A 13,995-nucleotide genomic window follows, 5' to 3' on the forward strand; every position below is an offset into this window, starting at 1 on the left:
GAAATACGAAGCTTGTCTATGGGAGGAAGGGAAATGAAAGGATATGTAGCCCTGGGTCTTGGCGTTTTGATGGTTGTTCTGTTTGTTTTAAAGCAATTTTTTGCTCCTATTCAGTATTTCTTTGATCTTACGCCATTTTGGGTTTATTTTGTGGTTGCAGGCATTATTTTTAGTGCCTATCGCAGTTACAACTTGGGGTCAGAACAGAAGAAACTGGACTTGAAGGTGATCGAACAAGAAGGGGAAGTTTTTATGAAGCGGATTGCCGAAGAACGGGAACGGAGAAACAAATCAGTTAATGAATAAAAAAACCGGCCACTTGGCCGGTTTTTTTTCTATAGTGAGCAGGAGTGGCTGAAATAAAAAGAGGAGACTCTTGATGAGCATCCTCAAATGGCTATATCCCATATTTACTGTGTTTGCTGCGGTAATTGGGTATCTTGCTTCTTAAGGGCATCCTTAAGATCTTTGTCGTTGATCTTGATGTCTGCATCCTTCTGAAGCTTGGAAATGACTTCGTCAGTTGATTTTGCTTTTTGCTGCTGCAATTCTTCCTTGATTTGTTTCTTTTTATCTTCGAACTTATTGGTCTTTTTGTCTTCCACTTTAATAATATGGTAGCCGAACTGAGTCTTTATCGGATCGCTGACTTGTCCAGGCTTCAGTTTGAATGCAACCTTGTCAAACTCAGGAACCATTTGCCCCTTGCCAAAGTAGCCGAGTTCCCCACCTTTGGTTTTTGAACCTGGGTCTTTGGAATACTGCTCAGCAAGTTTTTTGAAATCTCCGCCTTTATCAAGCTTCGCCTTTACTTCATCTGCTGTCTTTTTATCATCGACAAGAATGTGGCTCGCTTTTACTTCTTCTTTGTACTTGTCATTGAAGAGCTTCTGCATTTCTTTATCACTGACTTTTACGCCGTCCGTTGCCGCTTTTTTATTTAACAGCTGGGTTTTCACAAGCTTTTTCAAGTCTTTTTCACTCTTGATGCCGTTTTGCTCCAACGCTTGTTTAAACTGGTCATCGCCGCCCAGCTCTTTTTTGATTTTATCGATTTCGGTGTTAATTTCTTTATCCGTAACCTTGTACTTTTTTTCGAGTAGCTTGTTATCTACCATTTGCTTAAGAACCTGGTCGCCATACTGGGCCTTAAGCTCATTGTAGAATTGATCCTTGGTGATGTCTCCAGCTTTGGATTCCACAACTTTCTCTGATCCTGCACCTGAGTTGCACGCAGACAGCGACAGAACTCCGGCAGCAAGTCCAAGGGACACTAACCATTTTTTCATCTGACACACTCCCACTGTTCGAGTAATATTTTCACTGTTTCTACTATAGCATAAACATTCAAAAAAGTACTATGCATCCTGACAATTATGAGAAAAATTACACATATTTACTTTGCAAGCCAGGAAGAAATTTTCGAAAACCGTGACATTCGTCTAATCAAACCGTGACATATCACTATATGATGTGGAGAAGACCAAAGGAGGAGATTAGAATGGGGTGCGGTACAGGATTGGGCCATAGCTTTTTACTCCTGATTATTCTATTTATTTTGCTGATTATCATTGGTTGTACCTGCTTTACATGCTAAGGAACCAAAAGGACGAGTAGGCATTCGTTTAAAAAATCTTCACGAATTCAGGCATTCGCCTAGGCCCTGAGAGAATAGGCTGCATAGGATACCGTAAGAAATAAAGGAGGTGGCATCATGGGTTTCGCACATGGAAGAGGCTTCGCGTTAATCGTTGTGTTGTTTATTCTGTTGATCATCGTCGGATGTGTATGTTGGGGAGGCTGGTGCTAAGCACCTGCCGTGCACTTTAGCAGTAAACCGGTGATTTTTGCCGGAGGAGGTAAAACAATGAGCGGTATAGCTGGCGGCTTTGAGCTGATTGTTGTATTGATTATTCTACTCATTATTATTGGCTGTATTTGTTTCTGCTAATGAAGCACGAAGGGGAGGTGTATGCCATCCCCTTTGTTAGTATGTAAAAATGTTTTCTACATAGGCACTGATTAAAAGCAATGTAATTAAAACATTGATTGTACGGAATACATTGGGCTGACTTTCAGCCGGAATGGACTTTTTTGCACAAAGTTCATTCGTCAGGGCATTAAAGATGAACAAAAATATAGGAGCAAGAATTACAAATATTAATCCTGGCATGTTACAATACCTCCATAAAAAGCTACCATTCTTACTTTAACAAAAGTTGGAGAATAAGAATAGAAAAATGCACGGATGGAGGATATAAATGATAAATAAATGGAAGTGGGGCTTTTTGACCTTGGCTGGTCTCGTGGTCATCGGGCTCATCATCATCGTTTCTTTGTTGTTTTCCGGAGGGGAAAAGAATTTTGATAAAGCGGCCAATGAGACACTGCCGGCCGGGAAAAAGTTGTTCACCATACATACAGGCAAGGAGCAGGCTGCTTTTTTAATGAATAAAGAGCTCGAAGATCAAAAAGGTGTGAAAATGAAAGCTGAGCTAACCGATCAGGTAAAACTGCTTGGTAAGGCAGACTTGTTTGGACGGGAAATCATGTACCAGATGGACCTCGATCCTGAAGTAATGAAAAACGGTGACTTGGTCCTACATGAAAAGAATGTCAGGGTAGGAAGGCTGAATCTGCCGGGAGAACAGGTTCTCACTCTGGTATCCAATACGGTGGATCTGCCGAAGTGGGTCAAGGTTTATCCGCAGGAGGAACTGATCCAGGTCCAGCTGACAAAGATGAAGGTAAAAAAACATATTGAAGTAAAGGCAAAAAAAGTGGATTTAACAAACGATGAAATTATCATCGATGTACTGAGCAAGTAATTCCTGACAAGCAGGCAGTATATGGAGAAATTTTGAAGAAAACAAGAAAGCCGCCTTACAAAAAAGGCGGCTTTGCTATACAATAGAAAGTATAGATCCACGATAAAGAAAGCAGGATGAAGATGGAAACGATTGAAGAACGTGTTGAACGGCTGGAGTATTATAACCGGCTGACTGTACAATCGATTAATTTAAGGACATATCCCTTTTACACACTGGTGATGGAAAAACACCTCACCGAGGCAGAAGTGGAAGATGTCCTTTCATTGTGTAATGAACTTCACCGGCGTTTCACCGCTCAGACGGAGAACGGTTATGTCCAGTACCTTCCTCTTCTTCTCCATTTTGCCGGAATGCTCAATTCAAAGCTGAAGCCGAGAGAAACCATCGAGGCTCTGCGTCTCCAGGGAATTCATCCAGAACTAATGGATAAACTCTATGAACTGGCACGGCGTTATGAATGAACGCTAGCCAGCTCTGGAGTCAGCGGAATGACATTGCTCGGTGCTTTCTCTTCAAGGCTTTCCTCTATTTTTTCTTCCAGTTTGTTAAAAATAGTCATAAAATCCTCACCATAAATATTTCGGAGCATGCTCATAATCTCAGGAAATTCGGGAAACTTCCCAAAAAGATCCTTGATTGGCAGTGCGGATGTATAAACACCAAATTTGGCTGGATCATACGTTTTCATTGTTTTTAAGAGCAATTCTTCACCCTTATCTGTCAATTGAATGTATGTATTTCGCTTGTCGTTTTCTCTTTTAGAAAAAGACAGATATCCTTGTTCTTCCAGCTTTTTCGAAAAATTGAATGCAGTGGAAACATGCATGACACCAAACTTTGCGATATCGGAAATGCTTGCTCCTTCCAGATGGTGAGCAATCCATAAAATATGGTGTTCATTTATGTTTAACCCAAAATCCTTGATCCAATTTTGCCAGTCTTTTTCCACACTTTTCCATAGCGCTTTACTGATTTGAGCGAATGTCTGACTGAAAATCATCGCTTCTTTTAAACTCGTTAAATTATCCTTTTCCATACCAAATGCCCTCCATCACAACATATAAGAACATCAATCTATTCCTCATTATGCCAGTGTTTCCTATAATAAGAAAGTAAAATTTTTGAAAAACGCAAGAAAAATTGGTAATAAAGGCGCGAAACTTAAGTATGATAAGATAGCAACGATGATTTCGTCCGTAACAAAAGAAATCTCCTTTTTAGGAGATCCCTGATGGATTTTATTTTGCAACGGTGCTTTTTGTCTCTTCAATGGTACCCTGGATTTCCTTTACACCCTCCTGAATATGTTCCATGTTGGGCTGTACATCTTCCTTCCAGTGGCTGATGTCTTTTTTCAGATCAGCTGATGCCTGCTTGAAGGCTTCTTTGCCTTCCTTTGATACAAACATCACCTTTTCCTTCAATGTGATGCTGTTTTGCTTCATTTTGGAAACCGAGCCTTTCAGCTTGGCCGCCCCGTTTTTAATATCCTGTCTGACATCTTTCCCTGATTTGGGAGCGGAGAGAAGTGCAGTGGCACCTGTAATAATTGTTCCGATCGCGAAACCGTAAAGTAGAGATTTTGTTTTAGCCATGATTAATTCCTCCTCTTTTATATTTATTAATTACTTTCTTGCTGTTAAAGAAAAATTCCTATTAAAAAATTTCCCGAAATGAGAAATATTTAACGATGTTTTTCGGCATGTTTGGACATGCGCCTGCATATCTTAATAGGGAGTGAGGGACAAATGAGCTGGACATCTTGGCTTTTTCTGGCTGCAGGACTGTTTCTGGTTATACGTATGCTGTACTCATTAAATACTACCCGCCAGTACTCTTTTCGTAACACACAGATTATTAGACAAAGAAAAAAAGCTTTATTTGTCGGTCTTATGGGCATTAGCGGACTTTTGATTTTTTTGGTTGTATTTGTCATAAAATAATGAAAAAGGGGGAAAGCTGATTCTTTGTGAATCGGCTTTTTTATGTTAGAAATAAAGTAGATAAAGGTATAATAACAACAAGTCAAGAGGAGGGGTTTAGTATTATGGAGCGTCACACCATTGGCAACTATTTTAACAAAATGAAAAGTAAAGCTTCTGTCATTCTCGATGATGATAAGCAAACGGGCGAGCTGATCACGGATGCGGAGAAGAAAACTGAAACCGCGCAGAACAGCAGCGGCCTTCGCGAGCTGATCACCCAGGTGAGCGGCTTGATCCGGCTGGTGAAGCATTACCGTGATGGCACGTACCGAGAAGTATCAAAAAAATCAATGATGCTTGTCATTGCTGCACTGCTTTACTTTGTCAGCCCGATTGATGCGGTTCCCGACTTCCTAGTGGGAATTGGATTATTGGATGATGCGGCTGTACTCGCTTTTTTATACAAAACAATCAAGGAAGAAATCGATCACTACATGGAATGGGAAGAAAAAGAGCAAACAATAAAGCCGGCACCTTAATTCCAGGTACCGGCCCTTTTTTGTTATGCTTTTCTTGCTGTATTTTGAGCTGCAATCCCTTTGTTGTTCTGTGGCGCTGTACGTTTACGCACACTGTTTGCTACAGGGTAAATCACGAACATGACCACGCAGTTAATAGCAGCTGTCGGCAGAACGACGGTGAGGAACAGGGCTGAAAATGTTCCGGGAAGTCCGGCTACGAAAAGAGCCGTTCCAAGGAAAATGGTCCCGCTCACAATGGTTCCGACAAGCGTAAGAATTGCAGCGGTCAGGGCATTTAGCTTAATACGTGAAATCATGAGAAATAGTGCCAGAAATACGAGTGCACTGATTGGTTTGTCCACCAGGTTGGCAATCTGCCCGCCGGGAAAAGTGGTTGTAATAGCTGTAATGGCCCCTGTTGCCAGTGCAGCGACAATCACATTGGACACCGCCGGAAACATAATAATGGTCAAAAATAGCATGGTCAGCATCATGTCAGGCCTCATGCCCAAAAATAAAGGGGGCATAACGGCATGCAGGACATACCCCAATGCTAAAAGTACAGCAGTTATTGCTAAAGATCTTGTTTTCATCTCTCATCTCTCCTCAACTCAACTAATTACTTCCTTCATAGGTGCTCTCGTGCCCTCTGCAAAGAAGTTCATCTTATTTTAACAAATTTCATTAGCATTGAACAGGCAACAAGCCCTAATTACCTTGTTTTTCCTGAAACTCAATCATGAATTTCTTTAACGCTTGGCATGCTTCCAAAGGAACCGCATTATACGCAGAAGCTCTGCATCCCCCAACAGAACGGTGGCCGGCAAGTCCAGAAAATCCTTGTTCCTGTGCCTCTTTTAAAAATTGCTTCGTAAGCTCTTCGTTTTGCAAGGTGAAGGTAATGTTCATCAAAGAACGGCTGTCTTTTTCGGCATGGCCGGTATAAAAGCCGCCGCTTTCATCAATAGCGTCATAAATGAGCTTTGCTTTTTCCTTGTTCCGTCTTTCCAGTTCTTCAAGACCGCCCAGTTCTTTTGCCCACTCCAGTACAAGTTTGAGCAGATAGATTGAAAATGTAGGTGGTGTATTATAAAGCGAACGGTTTTTCATATGTGTTTCATAAGAGAGTATAGTCGGAAGTTCTTTGTTTGCTTTGTCCGCTACCTCTTTTCGCATAATAACAACGGTAACACCAGCTGGCCCCAGATTCTTCTGTGCGCCTGCATAGATCATTCCGAACTTTTCAACCGGAAATCGTTTGCTGAGAATGTCACTGGACATATCAGCGATCAAGAATGGGTGCTCAAGGTGGTCGAACGAGGCCCATTGCGTACCGAAAATGGTGTTGTTGCTTGTCACGTGTACATACGTATAGTCATCGGAAAAAAGAGAAGGGATTTCCGGGATGGAGGAATAGTTGGAAGATTTGCCTGATACAATTTCCTCAGCTTCCCCAATTTTTTTCGCTTCCTTCAGGGCTTTCTCTGACCATGACCCTGTAAGAATGTAGCCTGGCTTTTGGTTTTGTTTCATGAAATTCATGGGGATCATGGCAAACTGCAGGCTTGCACCACCCTGTAGAAATAGGATCTCATACTCATCGGGGATGGATAAGAGCTCCTTTAACAGGTTTTTTGCCTGTTCATGCACAGCTTCATAATGCTTTCCGCGGTGACTGTGCTCCATGATGCTCATTCCTGTATCTTCAAAGTCCAAAAGTTCTTCTTTCGCTTTTTGCAGTACTTCCCGCGGCAAAGCCGCGGGACCGGCGTTGAAATTATATACGTGTTTCATGAATGCAATTCCTCCTCTGGTGAAATAAAAAACTGCCTTTAAACAGGCAGTGATCGTATTGATCAGGAAAGACGGGCTGCTATACTGCTCGATATTTCCTCAAATTGTTCTCTGGTGTAATCATGTGTTTCCCAAACCGCTCCAAAGCCATCACCTTTCCCGTAGCGCGGGATAATATGTACATGATAGTGGAATACAGATTGTCCGGCTGCTTCGCCATTATTGTTAAGCACATTTAAACCGATCGGATCAAACGCTTCTTTAATGGCAGTGGCGATATGCGGTACCGCAGAGAACAACTTTCCGGCTGTCTCAGACGGCAGGGCAAACACATCTTTGTGATGAGATTTTGGGATCACCAGGGTGTGTCCTTTTGTGACCTGGCTGATATCCAAAAACGCCACTACATTCTCATCCTCATAGACCTTGTAGGAAGGGATGTCACCTTTTATAATTTTACAAAAAATGCATTGATCATCATGATTCATTCCATCACCTCAAATGTTTTTTCTCATTTTAGCACAAGTCGGGACTATATGTTATTGGAACATTTAGAAATTTACATAAGAAAAAGAGCCCTGCGTATGCAGAGCTCTCTTCCTATAGAGGTTAGAGAAGAAAGGAGAACCTGGAAACATACATTCCGATTTTTTAGCGAACACCTCATTCCATTGGATTATATGCCTGGGTAAGCTATAATCTTTTCCAAGAGAATCATCTCCCTGAATTTGGTTGTTCAAATCGTGATATAGTACCTGAAATCTCCCTTGAAGAAGGGGGGATGCCTTCTTCCTTTTTAGGGTTGCCAGATCTGTTGAAGTTTATCCATTAAAATTGCCGCTGTTGGAAAACAAAAAAGAAAAATAGTATGATGAAAAGGAATTCAGACAGGAGTGCAGGCTGTTCTTTGCCAAAGGACAGCTTTTGTTGAAATAATATCGAAACGGTTTTACCAAACTAGAAACAAAGGTCCAAAAGAAGGGATATTGAATATGAAAAAAATTCTCGAAATCACTGGTTTAACAGGGGGGTATTCTCCCGACAGACCCGTCCTGCACGATGTCTCCTTTAATGTGCATGCCAATGAAATCGTCGGGTTGATCGGATTAAACGGCGCAGGAAAAAGTACAACGATCAAGCATGTATTGGGGTTAATGGAGCCAAGCAAGGGAACAACAAAGATTAATGGAAAAACGTTTCAGGAGGAACCGGAAGAATACAGAGGACAGTTGTCATACATACCGGAAACACCCATTCTTTATGAAGAGCTAACTCTGTGGGAGCATCTTGAAATGACGGCGATGGCATACGGGCTTGAAGAACAGACATTTTTAACGAGGGTTCGGCCGCTTTTGGCGGAATTCAATATGGAAAACAAAATTAAATGGTTTCCGGGCCACTTTTCAAAAGGAATGCGCCAGAAGGTAATGATTTTGTGTGCCTTTCTCGTTGAGCCTGAACTTTATATCGTTGATGAGCCATTTGTTGGTCTTGATCCGCTTGGCATCCATTCTTTTTTGGAGCTTATGCAAACCTTTAAAAACAATGGGGCGGGAATCCTGATGTCCACGCATATTCTTGCGACCGCTGAACGGTATTGTGACCGGTTTATTATCCTGCATGAAGGAAAAATCGCTATGCAGGGAACCCTTCAGGAGCTTAAAGACCAGTTGGGGAATCCTGATGCCACCCTGGATGACATCTATATTTATGCGAGCAGAGGGAAGCGGCCATGATAGATTTCACAAAAATTTGGCGTGTGAGGAAGGATCAATACTTCAGCCTGGCGCTTCGTTATTTCAGGCTGATCGGTAACAGCGGATTCATGCTGTCCTTGTATATCCTTTTTGTGACTGGAAGTTTCTATTACGCCCGTATTCTGAAACAGCTTCCTGATAATTTTCCAGCACTGTGGCTGTTCGTTGCTGTTTTTGCCTATTTACTTACGAAAAGCCCGGTCCGTACCTTCTTAAGGAACGGAGATCTTGTGTTTCTTTTGCCGGTTGAATCGCGAATGAAGGAGTATTTCAGACATTCCATCCGGTATTCCATGGTTGTTCAATCGTTTATTGTGGTTCTTGTTTTTGTGGCTTTGGGACCGTTGTTTTCGAAATATATTTCCGGCAGGGGGCTGGAAATGATCATCACGATTGTTCTTTTGCTCGCCGCCAAGCTGTGGAACATCAAAACATCGTGGGAGGAGCAGCGGCTGCCCTTTAATAGGAACAGAAGGAATCATACATACCTCCGTCTTGCTGTTAATGCGGTATTTGTATATCTTTTGTTCCAAAAGGCCTATGTGTTTTTAATCGCTATTCTTGCTATTATGTACGTTTTATCAAACTTCGTGTTTGGTTATATCAAAAAGGCCCACGGTTACAAGTGGGAGCACCTCCTGGAAGTGGAAAACGGAATGATGATGAAGCTTTACCGTGTAGCCAACCTGTTTACCGATGTGCCGCAGCTGGCTCAAAGGGTACGGCCTCGGGCATGGCTATCTTCGCTATCGAAAGTTTCTTACAGTCACAGCCACACGTTTGACGGCTTGTACAGAAAAACCTTTTTCCGTTCCAACGATTATTTCGGCATTTATATTCGTCTGATTCTTATTGGAGGACTGTTTCTTTTTTGGATTCCACAAGGCTGGTGGCATCCTGCCCTCGTTCTTCTTTTTCTGCATGCTACAGGGATACAGCTTTTGCCTCTGTATAAGCATCATAAGGGGAATGTCTGGTTTGAACTCTATCCAGTGAAGCACCAGTGGCGCCTCCGGGCGTTTCAAAAATGGCTGCGACTGCTGATGCTCATTCAGGCTGTTCTTTACGTAGCCTTCCTTCTCGCCATGGGGGGAACATGGACCAATGGAGTAGTCTGTGCCGTTCTTGCTGTTATTTTTGTCTGGTTGTTTACCGAATACTATACTAAAAAGCAGCTGTTGCGAGTAAGGTAGAATAAAACAACCCTGAAGTTCATGAAAGAGGCGAGTCCATGAGCAGGTATGAAACCGAAATATTAGCGGATCTTCACAGGTGGGAGCAAGAGATGAGGAAAGAGCCTTCTCTTTGGGACCGCTCTTCAAAAAAACTGCAGAACCGATTCAACAGCATGCTTCCGGAAAAGGTGCATCTGATGCTCACGAAAAGTATAAAAAGCATGGTGCATGGGACATTGATCGGGTCGGAGTACATTTCGAAAAAACAGCCATTGGTTCCCCGCAGTCTCAGGGAAAGTGATGAAGCAGCGGATGATCTCATCGTTTCTTACCGGCGGACAGCAGCGGTGGAAGGAGCAGGTACAGGAGCCGGCGGATTTTTGCTGGGGCTTGCCGATTTCCCTATCCTTTTAGGTATAAAAATGAAATTTCTATTCGATGCTGCGGGGATATACGGGTTCGATGTGAAGGATTACCGGGAGCGGCTTTACATTCTTTATATTTTTCAGCTGGCTTACAGCAGTCCGTTTAAACGGGTGGAGCTTCTTGAAAGGATTCTGAACTGGGAGGATACGATCGGTGATTTCCCGGCGGAGCAGCAATACTTGCAGGGGATTGACTGGCAGACACTGCAACAGGATTACAGAGATCACATTGACTTGGTGAAGATGCTCCAAATGGTTCCGGGCTTTGGTGCAGTGGTAGGAGCCTTTGCCAATTACCGCTTTCTTGATGAGCTGGGAAAGACAGCTAAAAACTGTTTTCGACTTCGTACAGTCAAGGAACTAAAACAAAAGGGCTGGCTTTAAAAAAAGCTGCTGCTTCACCCCTGGGGAAAGCAGCAGCTTTATATCGCATTTCCTTTTTTTAGAATCGGTTATCTTTTAGCAAGCGATCCATTTCTTCTTTATGTTTAGTTTCATCCGCAATCATATCCTCCAGCTGCACGACCAATTCAGTCATGTTAAGCTTGGATGCCTGTTCTTTTCGCTCTTCATAACGGCGGATTGTATCAATTTCCGCATTACGGGCTTCTTCAAGCATTTGGCGGACATCATTCACCTGTTTTACTTCTTTTGGCGTGGTCGTTGGGGTACCGCCCAGCGTGCTGATTTTCTCGGCAAGATACAAGGCATGTCCCTGTTCGTCACCAATTTCGGATTCGAAAAACGGCTTCAGAACCTGGCGGAAAATTCCGGATACAGTGGCTGCATTATGGTTGTACATAATGATCGCTGAATATTCGTTGGCTAGGTCTTCGTTCAGTCCTTCAATCAATACTTCTAAATCTTTTTCCATTTTACATTACCTCCCAATATTCATTCAGCTATATACTTCCCTATTTAAACATGTAATAAACTACTGAAAAAACGGGTTTACTTCTTTTGTCAAAAGGAAATGTTAATGGGTGTAGATTACTGAAGAGGAGAGGATTGCAGATGGCTAAAATTGCAACTGTATTAACTAATTTGTTTGAAGACGTCGAGTTCACCGATCCAGCCAAAGCTTACAAGGAAGCTGGGCACCAAGTAACAGTAATCGGGTTTGAAAAAGGACAAACCCTAAAAGGGAAACAGCAGGAAGCAACCGTCACCTCAGATGCAGGAATCGGTGAGGTCAGTTCTGCGGATTTTGATGCGCTGTTTATCCCTGGCGGGTTCTCTCCGGACCAGTTAAGAGATGATGAGCGTTTTGTCAGCTTTGCCAAAGAATTTGCTGACAGCGGAAAGCCCATTTTTGCAATCTGCCATGGGCCTCAGCTGCTCATTACGGCAGGCGTGCTAAAGGACCGCAAAGTAACGGGCTATAATTCCATCAAGGTGGACCTAAAAAATGCGGGTGCCAACTTTGTCGATGAAGAGGTTGCCGTTTGCGGCGGAAATCTAGTTACGAGCAGACAGCCGGACGATATTCCAGCGTTTAACCGAGAATCACTCTCTATCCTTTCAAAATTAAATCAATAAAGGAGAAAAAGGCCATGGACAATGAAGAAAAACATATTTTGCACAAAGACGATACAATAAACCTCAACAACGTCGATGACACCGTTGATCGCATCAGTGACGAGCGAAAAGATGAAATACTGCACAACTTTGCAGAATTTAAATCTTACCTCCACACAAGAGTAGCGCTTGGCGAAAAATTGGGACTTGATGAAGAAACTTTGGCCAAAGCAGCACAAAAGGTCGCTGAACATCTTGCACAAACAGAAGAACCGCGCAACGCAGAAGAAAATCTTCTTAAGGAGCTTTGGAAGGTTGGAGATGATCAGCAAAAGCACCAATTGGCCCATATGCTCATTAAACTTGTACAATAGAGAGAAAAAGCTGCCATTTTGAAACCCCTGGCAGCTTTTTTTCGTTTAATAAGTTATTCTTTTGCAAGAGGTGCACAAATGATTAAACGCTTGATCAAAAAAGTATCTTTTCCTCTTATCCCGACGCTTTTGCTTCTGGCCGGTTTTGGACTGGCCACAGCTTGTCTTTTGATTTTTGCTGAATTATCGGAAGACGTATTGGAAAAGAAAACGTTTGGATTTGATCCCGTCATTATTGATGCTGTTCGTTCGTATTCATCACCGGCAATGGACCGGATCATGCTTGTTTTTACTGAAATTGGATCAAAACTAGCGCTGGGAATCCTGGTAGCAGCAGGAATGTTGTGGTTATGGCTTAAACGCAAAAATATTTGGGGAATGCTCTTTTTTCTTATTGCCGTTGGCGGGGGAGGCTTGCTGAACCTGATCCTGAAAGGTGCATTCCAAAGAAAACGGCCCCACACAGATCCGATTGTTGAAGCTCTGGGCTTCAGTTTTCCTAGCGGACATGCGATGGGAAGTTTAGTTTATTATGGATTTCTCGGATACTTGGTTGTCAGGAGTAAAAGGACGGCTGGCATTAAATTTCTCTGGGCCTTTCTTTTCGGTGCTGTCATCATTTTAATTGGAATTAGCCGGATATATCTGGGTGTCCACTATCCATCAGATGTGATTGCCGGTTATGCTGCTGGCCTCGTATGGCTTCTATTATGTGTAGCTGCACTTGAAGCCGTTTATTTTTATAAAAGGCGTAACCCTTAAAGACAACGTAATCAAACCGGGAATTGGCCGACGACAACAGACAAGTAGTTCTTCAAGTTTTCGAGTTTTGCCGGCGTTCTTGCATTTCGTTCTCCGTCACAGTCAATCAATTGGCCGGGTGTGGCGGTCACTGACAATAAACTGGTTTTATAGTATAGCAGATCTTCATTGGCAGGTGTGGTGTTCATTATTTTGGATTGAACCGCATCCCAGATTAATTTTAGTGAGGGTTCTTTTACAATCAGGATGTCAAACTTTCCGTCCTGAATGTCCGTGTCAGGAAAGAACGCTCTAATGCCTCCGGTAAACGGGCCGTTTCCGACAATCAGCATGGAGGCATCTCCGGTATAGGTGAAATCAGGGCTTTCAATTTCGAGATGAAACGATTTATAATTTTTCACCGTCTGTGCAGTAGAAAGGTAGTAAGACAAGCGGCCAAACCGGTCTTTAACCTGGCTGTCAATATTCGCAGAGACTTGAGTGATTAAGCCGATTCCCCAAAAGTTAAGGAAGTAGTTTGTGCTGCAATGGCCGACATCCAGTTTTTCAATTCTGTTCTCGAGAATCTGATCCAAGGCCTTAAAAGGGTCCTGATCCATACCAATGGCACGTGAAAAATCGTTGCATGTGCCCCCGGGCAATATGGCGAAGATTGGACGATTTTCAAGAGGGCATAGAGCGTTCACAAGTTCATGAATCGTCCCGTCTCCACCAGCTCCGATAATCAAATCCACATCTGCTGCAATCTCTGTCAGAAATCTGCCGCCGTCTCCTTCTTCTTTTGTTTTGTAGAGAATAACCTCGCTGTAGCCTTCTTCTAATTTTTTGACCACATCATCTATATTATCAACGAGCTGTTTGTTTCCCGCAAACGGATTCAGGATAATTGCTGCTTTTTTCATATGAATCCCTC

The 13,995-nt window shown here is 42.8% G+C and carries 22 protein-coding genes; 13 read left to right on the top strand and 9 right to left on the bottom strand.

Annotation, left to right across the window (positions count from 1 at the left end):
* Nucleotides 1-33 precede the first annotated feature (33 nt).
* Nucleotides 34-306 carry a sporulation YhaL family protein gene (locus BLT53_RS19945; RefSeq protein ID WP_244520521.1) on the top strand — a complete coding sequence of 91 codons (273 nt, stop codon included), beginning with the start codon at nucleotides 34-36 and terminating at the stop codon, nucleotides 304-306.
* Nucleotides 307-410: 104 nt separating this feature from the next.
* Here BLT53_RS19945 and BLT53_RS19950 read toward each other — a convergent pair whose 3' ends face one another.
* The gene (locus BLT53_RS19950) at nucleotides 411-1,289 is read right to left on the bottom strand and encodes a peptidylprolyl isomerase (protein WP_090237716.1); all 879 of its coding nucleotides are present in this window, start codon (nucleotides 1,287-1,289) and stop codon (nucleotides 411-413) included.
* A gap of 212 nt (nucleotides 1,290-1,501) precedes the next feature.
* On the opposite strand from BLT53_RS19950, the gene BLT53_RS19955 reads away from it, so the two are divergent.
* The 3 genes from BLT53_RS19955 (at nucleotide 1,502) to BLT53_RS19965 (ending at nucleotide 1,951) form a co-directional block, all read left to right on the top strand.
* Nucleotides 1,502-1,597: a YjcZ family sporulation protein gene (locus BLT53_RS19955; protein ID WP_139168442.1), complete on the top strand. Its 96-nt coding sequence runs from the start codon at nucleotides 1,502-1,504 to the stop codon at nucleotides 1,595-1,597.
* 117 nt (nucleotides 1,598-1,714) lie between these two features.
* The gene (locus tag BLT53_RS19960) at nucleotides 1,715-1,810 is read left to right on the top strand and encodes a YjcZ family sporulation protein (RefSeq protein ID WP_074440426.1); all 96 of its coding nucleotides are present in this window, start codon (nucleotides 1,715-1,717) and stop codon (nucleotides 1,808-1,810) included.
* Between the two features lie 57 nt (nucleotides 1,811-1,867).
* Nucleotides 1,868-1,951 carry a YjcZ family sporulation protein gene (locus BLT53_RS19965; RefSeq protein WP_074440427.1) on the top strand — a complete coding sequence of 28 codons (84 nt, stop codon included), beginning with the start codon at nucleotides 1,868-1,870 and terminating at the stop codon, nucleotides 1,949-1,951.
* Between the two features lie 36 nt (nucleotides 1,952-1,987).
* Here BLT53_RS19965 and BLT53_RS19970 read toward each other — a convergent pair whose 3' ends face one another.
* Nucleotides 1,988-2,173: a hypothetical protein gene (locus tag BLT53_RS19970; protein ID WP_090237720.1), complete on the bottom strand. Its 186-nt coding sequence runs from the start codon at nucleotides 2,171-2,173 to the stop codon at nucleotides 1,988-1,990.
* 88 nt (nucleotides 2,174-2,261) lie between these two features.
* On the opposite strand from BLT53_RS19970, the gene BLT53_RS19975 reads away from it, so the two are divergent.
* Nucleotides 2,262-2,828: a YpmS family protein gene (locus BLT53_RS19975; RefSeq protein WP_090237722.1), complete on the top strand. Its 567-nt coding sequence runs from the start codon at nucleotides 2,262-2,264 to the stop codon at nucleotides 2,826-2,828.
* 122 nt (nucleotides 2,829-2,950) lie between these two features.
* On the top strand, nucleotides 2,951-3,292 hold the full coding sequence (locus tag BLT53_RS19980; protein ID WP_170834445.1) for a DUF1878 family protein: 342 nt from the start codon (nucleotides 2,951-2,953) through the stop codon (nucleotides 3,290-3,292).
* Here the strand turns inward: BLT53_RS19980 and BLT53_RS19985 are convergent.
* Together BLT53_RS19985 and BLT53_RS19990 are read right to left on the bottom strand one after the other, a co-directional pair.
* Entirely contained in the window at nucleotides 3,283-3,867 is a 585-nt protein-coding gene (locus BLT53_RS19985; protein WP_090237727.1) for an HTH-type transcriptional regulator Hpr, read from the bottom strand. The genes BLT53_RS19980 and BLT53_RS19985 overlap by 10 nt on opposite strands.
* Before the next feature lie 202 nt (nucleotides 3,868-4,069).
* A complete protein-coding gene (locus BLT53_RS19990; RefSeq protein ID WP_090237729.1) occupies nucleotides 4,070-4,426 on the bottom strand; it encodes a YtxH domain-containing protein in 357 nt (118 codons plus the stop codon).
* A gap of 452 nt (nucleotides 4,427-4,878) precedes the next feature.
* Between BLT53_RS19990 and BLT53_RS20000 the strand changes: the two genes are divergently transcribed.
* Nucleotides 4,879-5,295, top strand: a complete 417-nt coding sequence (locus BLT53_RS20000; RefSeq protein ID WP_090237732.1) for a YkvA family protein — start codon at nucleotides 4,879-4,881, stop codon at nucleotides 5,293-5,295.
* A gap of 23 nt (nucleotides 5,296-5,318) precedes the next feature.
* On the opposite strand, the gene BLT53_RS20005 is transcribed toward BLT53_RS20000, so the two are convergent.
* From BLT53_RS20005 to BLT53_RS20015, 3 genes are all read right to left on the bottom strand, one after another.
* A complete protein-coding gene (locus BLT53_RS20005; protein WP_090237734.1) occupies nucleotides 5,319-5,870 on the bottom strand; it encodes a tryptophan transporter in 552 nt (183 codons plus the stop codon).
* Nucleotides 5,871-5,985: 115 nt separating this feature from the next.
* The gene (serC, locus tag BLT53_RS20010; RefSeq protein WP_090237735.1) at nucleotides 5,986-7,071 is read right to left on the bottom strand and encodes a 3-phosphoserine/phosphohydroxythreonine transaminase; all 1,086 of its coding nucleotides are present in this window, start codon (nucleotides 7,069-7,071) and stop codon (nucleotides 5,986-5,988) included.
* 62 nt (nucleotides 7,072-7,133) lie between these two features.
* A complete protein-coding gene (locus tag BLT53_RS20015; RefSeq protein ID WP_090237737.1) occupies nucleotides 7,134-7,559 on the bottom strand; it encodes an HIT family protein in 426 nt (141 codons plus the stop codon).
* Between the two features lie 504 nt (nucleotides 7,560-8,063).
* Between BLT53_RS20015 and BLT53_RS20020 the strand changes: the two genes are divergently transcribed.
* Genes BLT53_RS20020 through BLT53_RS20030 form a run of 3 tightly spaced genes read left to right on the top strand, consistent with a single transcriptional unit; the run spans nucleotide 8,064 to nucleotide 10,812 of the window.
* Nucleotides 8,064-8,807 (top strand): ABC transporter ATP-binding protein, encoded by a 744-nt coding sequence (locus BLT53_RS20020; protein ID WP_090237739.1) that lies wholly within the window; start codon nucleotides 8,064-8,066, stop codon nucleotides 8,805-8,807.
* Entirely contained in the window at nucleotides 8,804-10,021 is a 1,218-nt protein-coding gene (locus BLT53_RS20025) for an ABC transporter permease (RefSeq protein ID WP_090237743.1), read from the top strand. The genes BLT53_RS20020 and BLT53_RS20025 overlap by 4 nt, the downstream gene beginning before the upstream one ends.
* Nucleotides 10,022-10,059: 38 nt before the next feature.
* The gene (locus BLT53_RS20030) at nucleotides 10,060-10,812 is read left to right on the top strand and encodes an EcsC family protein (protein ID WP_090237744.1); all 753 of its coding nucleotides are present in this window, start codon (nucleotides 10,060-10,062) and stop codon (nucleotides 10,810-10,812) included.
* Between the two features lie 58 nt (nucleotides 10,813-10,870).
* On the opposite strand, the gene BLT53_RS20035 is transcribed toward BLT53_RS20030, so the two are convergent.
* Nucleotides 10,871-11,302 (bottom strand): ferritin-like domain-containing protein, encoded by a 432-nt coding sequence (locus BLT53_RS20035; protein ID WP_061967247.1) that lies wholly within the window; start codon nucleotides 11,300-11,302, stop codon nucleotides 10,871-10,873.
* 140 nt (nucleotides 11,303-11,442) lie between these two features.
* Here BLT53_RS20035 and BLT53_RS20040 point away from each other — a divergent pair, with 140 nt between their 5' ends.
* The 3 genes from BLT53_RS20040 (at nucleotide 11,443) to BLT53_RS20050 (ending at nucleotide 13,082) form a co-directional block, all read left to right on the top strand.
* Complete coding sequence (locus BLT53_RS20040) at nucleotides 11,443-11,967, top strand: type 1 glutamine amidotransferase domain-containing protein (RefSeq protein WP_090237746.1); 525 nt, start codon at nucleotides 11,443-11,445, stop codon at nucleotides 11,965-11,967.
* A gap of 14 nt (nucleotides 11,968-11,981) precedes the next feature.
* Nucleotides 11,982-12,320, top strand: a complete 339-nt coding sequence (locus BLT53_RS20045; RefSeq protein WP_090237748.1) for a DUF3243 domain-containing protein — start codon at nucleotides 11,982-11,984, stop codon at nucleotides 12,318-12,320.
* A 78-nt stretch (nucleotides 12,321-12,398) separates the two neighbouring features.
* Complete coding sequence (locus BLT53_RS20050) at nucleotides 12,399-13,082, top strand: phosphatase PAP2 family protein (RefSeq protein ID WP_090237750.1); 684 nt, start codon at nucleotides 12,399-12,401, stop codon at nucleotides 13,080-13,082.
* A gap of 11 nt (nucleotides 13,083-13,093) precedes the next feature.
* On the opposite strand, the gene BLT53_RS20055 is transcribed toward BLT53_RS20050, so the two are convergent.
* Nucleotides 13,094-13,984: a diacylglycerol/lipid kinase family protein gene (locus tag BLT53_RS20055; RefSeq protein WP_090237753.1), complete on the bottom strand. Its 891-nt coding sequence runs from the start codon at nucleotides 13,982-13,984 to the stop codon at nucleotides 13,094-13,096.
* Nucleotides 13,985-13,995 lie beyond the last annotated feature (11 nt).

Source organism: Fictibacillus solisalsi, assembly GCF_900103485.1.
Lineage (GTDB): Bacteria > Bacillota > Bacilli > Bacillales > Fictibacillaceae > Fictibacillus_C > Fictibacillus_C solisalsi.

Excerpts from the sequence above, each read along its gene's own strand:
- BLT53_RS19975 (WP_090237722.1), top strand. The coding sequence starts at position 2,262 with ATGATAAATAAATGGAAGTGGGGCTTTTTGACCTTGGCTGGTCTCGTG.
- BLT53_RS19965 (WP_074440427.1), top strand. The coding sequence starts at position 1,868 with ATGAGCGGTATAGCTGGCGGCTTTGAGCTGATTGTTGTATTGATTATT.
- BLT53_RS19990 (WP_090237729.1), bottom strand. The coding sequence starts at position 4,426 with ATGGCTAAAACAAAATCTCTACTTTACGGTTTCGCGATCGGAACAATT.
- BLT53_RS20000 (WP_090237732.1), top strand. The coding sequence starts at position 4,879 with ATGGAGCGTCACACCATTGGCAACTATTTTAACAAAATGAAAAGTAAA.
- BLT53_RS20035 (WP_061967247.1), bottom strand. The coding sequence starts at position 11,302 with ATGGAAAAAGATTTAGAAGTATTGATTGAAGGACTGAACGAAGACCTA.
- BLT53_RS20055 (WP_090237753.1), bottom strand. The coding sequence starts at position 13,984 with ATGAAAAAAGCAGCAATTATCCTGAATCCGTTTGCGGGAAACAAACAG.
- BLT53_RS20045 (WP_090237748.1), top strand. The coding sequence starts at position 11,982 with ATGGACAATGAAGAAAAACATATTTTGCACAAAGACGATACAATAAAC.
- BLT53_RS20020 (WP_090237739.1), top strand. The coding sequence starts at position 8,064 with ATGAAAAAAATTCTCGAAATCACTGGTTTAACAGGGGGGTATTCTCCC.
- BLT53_RS20015 (WP_090237737.1), bottom strand. The coding sequence starts at position 7,559 with ATGAATCATGATGATCAATGCATTTTTTGTAAAATTATAAAAGGTGAC.
- BLT53_RS19950 (WP_090237716.1), bottom strand. The coding sequence starts at position 1,289 with ATGAAAAAATGGTTAGTGTCCCTTGGACTTGCTGCCGGAGTTCTGTCG.
- BLT53_RS19970 (WP_090237720.1), bottom strand. The coding sequence starts at position 2,173 with ATGCCAGGATTAATATTTGTAATTCTTGCTCCTATATTTTTGTTCATC.
- BLT53_RS20050 (WP_090237750.1), top strand. The coding sequence starts at position 12,399 with ATGATTAAACGCTTGATCAAAAAAGTATCTTTTCCTCTTATCCCGACG.
- BLT53_RS20040 (WP_090237746.1), top strand. The coding sequence starts at position 11,443 with ATGGCTAAAATTGCAACTGTATTAACTAATTTGTTTGAAGACGTCGAG.
- BLT53_RS19945 (WP_244520521.1), top strand. The coding sequence starts at position 34 with ATGAAAGGATATGTAGCCCTGGGTCTTGGCGTTTTGATGGTTGTTCTG.
- BLT53_RS19960 (WP_074440426.1), top strand. The coding sequence starts at position 1,715 with ATGGGTTTCGCACATGGAAGAGGCTTCGCGTTAATCGTTGTGTTGTTT.
- BLT53_RS19985 (WP_090237727.1), bottom strand. The coding sequence starts at position 3,867 with ATGGAAAAGGATAATTTAACGAGTTTAAAAGAAGCGATGATTTTCAGT.
- BLT53_RS19980 (WP_170834445.1), top strand. The coding sequence starts at position 2,951 with ATGGAAACGATTGAAGAACGTGTTGAACGGCTGGAGTATTATAACCGG.
- BLT53_RS19955 (WP_139168442.1), top strand. The coding sequence starts at position 1,502 with ATGGGGTGCGGTACAGGATTGGGCCATAGCTTTTTACTCCTGATTATT.
- BLT53_RS20005 (WP_090237734.1), bottom strand. The coding sequence starts at position 5,870 with ATGAAAACAAGATCTTTAGCAATAACTGCTGTACTTTTAGCATTGGGG.
- serC (WP_090237735.1), bottom strand. The coding sequence starts at position 7,071 with ATGAAACACGTATATAATTTCAACGCCGGTCCCGCGGCTTTGCCGCGG.
- BLT53_RS20030 (WP_090237744.1), top strand. The coding sequence starts at position 10,060 with ATGAGCAGGTATGAAACCGAAATATTAGCGGATCTTCACAGGTGGGAG.
- BLT53_RS20025 (WP_090237743.1), top strand. The coding sequence starts at position 8,804 with ATGATAGATTTCACAAAAATTTGGCGTGTGAGGAAGGATCAATACTTC.